Here is a 2982-nt window from a genome sequence, read left to right on the forward strand (position 1 = left end):
AACACCTTTGGCGGCCGGCGTGACCACCCGGTGAAGTACGCCGCTGCATCCATCGTCGCCGCGGGCAAGAGCTCCCGCGGCAAGAACCGATCCACTGGAGGCATTCCATGCAGGAGAAACACAGGATTCAGGGCCGGACCCTCAAGGGGGTTCAGCGAATCGCGGCCGGCGCGCTGCTGGTGCTGGCCGCCGCGTGCGCCGACGAGCCCACGTCGCCCGCCGGTCCCCGCGCGCCGGACGGCGCGACCGGGGGCAGGTACCAGGTGGGATACGTGATCGGGGCGAACGGGCGGCCCGAGCAAATCCTCTTCGAGGACGTCCGCGGGGACGCGGTGGTGGAGGGCGACGTCGTCATCGGCCTGGCCGCCGACGTGCCCCGCACCCCCGAGGCGGCGCTCGCGGCCGGGCCCGACGCGAACAGCCGCCTGTCCATCGCCATCACCGACACGAACAAGTATTGGCCCACGGGCGTGGTGCCCTACCGGTTCAAGTACAACACCACCTCCACCACGCAGGCCAACGCCCTCGCGGCCATGGAGCGCATCAACCGGCGGATCGACGGGATCACGTTCGTGGTGGCGACCGACACGACCATGCCCCACATCCTCATCCTGGACGACAACAACACCAGCGGCAGCTGCCGCGCCGAGGTGGGCCGCGACCTGAACAGCCCCACCAACGTCAACATCAACGGGTGCGGGGCGGGCACCTCGTCGCACGAGATCATGCACGCGCTGGGGTTCCACCACGAGCAAAAGCGCTGCGACCGGGACGACTACATCGAGATCACCGACACGCTGGCGGCGGACGGCGGCTGGACCCGGCGGTGCACCAGCTCCACGTACGCGGGCACGGCGTACGACCTGCTCTCCATCATGCACTACGACCCGGAGCCGGGCTTCATCGGGGCCAAGGTGGACCTGTGGCTGTCGTTCGAGGGAGTGGACGCCAGCCGGCGCATCGGCCAGCGCGACTCGCTTTCCAGCTGCGACAACCGCGCGCTGGACTCCATCTACCCCTCCACGGGCACCCCGGTCTGCGACCGTCCCTACACGACCTTCGCCACCTACCACTCCCAGTCCGGCTACTGGGGCTCGGAGCGCGGCTTCATCCTGGACGAAGAAGAGCCCGCGTTCACCCGCAACGATCCCTGGTCGTACAGCTCGGGCGCCGCGAACCCGGACTACGACAACCGCCACTACTACACCACGTCCACGTCCGACAAGGGGTGGTACACGTTCGACGTGCCCGCCGACACGGCGTACAACGTCTATGCGTGGGCCTTCCAGAAGAGCGGGGTGACGCAGGGCACGGCCGTCTACAAGCTGTACGCGGGAACGCCGGCCGGGATCACCGGCACCAGCGTGCCCATCCGGACGTGGGAGTGGAACCAGACGCAGGGGCTGCGCTGGCTGTTCCTGGGCGACGCGTCGCTCACGGCGGGCACGTACACGCTGCAGATCCAGAAGAAGTCCGGCACGACGGGCACCATCATCGCCGATGCCGTCCGGATCACGCCGGACCACAACGACCCGCTGAACTAGCGCCGCTCGTGCCCGGCTGACCGCAACGGATTCTTTTCACGCAGAGCCGCGGAGGACGCAGAGTACTTCGTCGCGGAGATGAAGTGCCTCCGCGGCTCCGCGGCTCCGCGTGAGGAGCAGTTGATGCTGGATTCCCCTGGAGCGAAGCCGCGTGCCCAAACGGGTGCGCGGCTTCCGTTGCGTCGCGAGTTTCCGTTAGCTTTGCGCGCCGATCGCGCGGGATCGCATCCTCTTCCATCGCCACCATCATGGGCGCGTACGACACGTACTCCGGCACGGCGCCGTGCCCCGTCTGCGGCGACTGGCACTGGCTGGGCGGGCAGACGACGTTCTTCGAGCCGCACTTCGACCTGCCGCCCCGCTGGTTTCGCGCGGGCGAGCCGCAGCCGCTGCAATTCACGCCGGACGACCTGCTGCGCGAGCCGTGGAGCGGCAGCTGGATCCGCATCCGCACGCCGCGAACGCCCGAGATCCTGCACCTGCTGCCGGACATCGACGGGATGTATCCCTGCGCGTGCGGAACGCCGCTGGCGGAGGTGCTGCGCTTTCGCCTCAGGCCGGACGGGGCGGATGCGGGCACGGCCACGCTGGTGCACGTGGGCCTGTACCACGCGCTGGCCGATCCGCGCGCGCTGGACGTGGACGCGGCCGATGGCGAGCAGGTGGTGCCGTGGCGCGGAAACCTGGAGGCGTTCGAGCAAGGGCTGCGGGAGCTCGCCGCGTCGCCGCCGGACGTGCGCGCCGCCCGCCTGCACGCCGCGCTGACCGCGCACTTCCAGAAGCTGGAGGCCGCGCGAAACGCCACGGACGGCTTCACGTTCGTCACCGCGCCCATGCCGTGCGAGGCCTGTGGCGACACGCGCGAGCGCACGCACCTGACGCACTTTACCGGACCGGACGGACGGGCGCCGTTTCTCCGCGACGGATGGACCGGCGGAACGCTGCGGCCGGGGACGCGCGTGGAGGGCGACTTCGGCTGGCTGGACGAGGACGTGGACCGCGGGATCTACGTGCGCCTGCGCCATCCCGTTCCGGCGGATGGCTTCACGATCATCGGCGCGCGAGAGAACGTTGGCTGCCGGTGCGGCGCCGGAGCCACGTCGGTAGTGATGCGCTTCGCGCGCGATCCGGGCGGCGTGACGTTCACGGGCGCGAGCCTGCGCGTAGTCAGGGGACGCGCCGACGTCGCGGACGGCGACTTTGCGCCCGGAAGCCACGGCTCGCGCGACTTTCCCAACGGCTTTCCCCAGCCCGCCACGCGCGACGAGGCCGTGCAGTCGCTGCTGCGGACCAACTGGCGCTGCCCGTGAGCACCGTCGATGCGGATGAGCCTTGATGGATCCGCATAAGCACTGCACGTCGGTGTTGATTTCCTGAGAGGGTGTTGCTGAACCTGCCTTTCAACGGAGCCCAGCGAGCGTCATCCTGAGGGAGCGCC

The 2982-nt window shown here is 69.6% G+C and carries 2 protein-coding genes; both read left to right on the plus strand.

Annotated elements, in window-relative coordinates:
- Window positions 1-107 precede the first annotated feature (107 nt).
- A complete protein-coding gene (locus tag VFZ20_RS29135; RefSeq protein WP_329687488.1) occupies window positions 108-1544 on the plus strand; it encodes a M12 family metallopeptidase in 1437 nt (478 codons plus the stop codon).
- Window positions 1545-1792: 248 nt separating this feature from the next.
- A complete protein-coding gene (locus VFZ20_RS29140) occupies window positions 1793-2854 on the plus strand; it encodes a hypothetical protein (RefSeq protein WP_329687489.1) in 1062 nt (353 codons plus the stop codon).
- Window positions 2855-2982 lie beyond the last annotated feature (128 nt).

The organism is Longimicrobium sp. (assembly GCF_036280135.1).
Classification (GTDB): Bacteria; Gemmatimonadota; Gemmatimonadetes; order Longimicrobiales; family Longimicrobiaceae; genus Longimicrobium.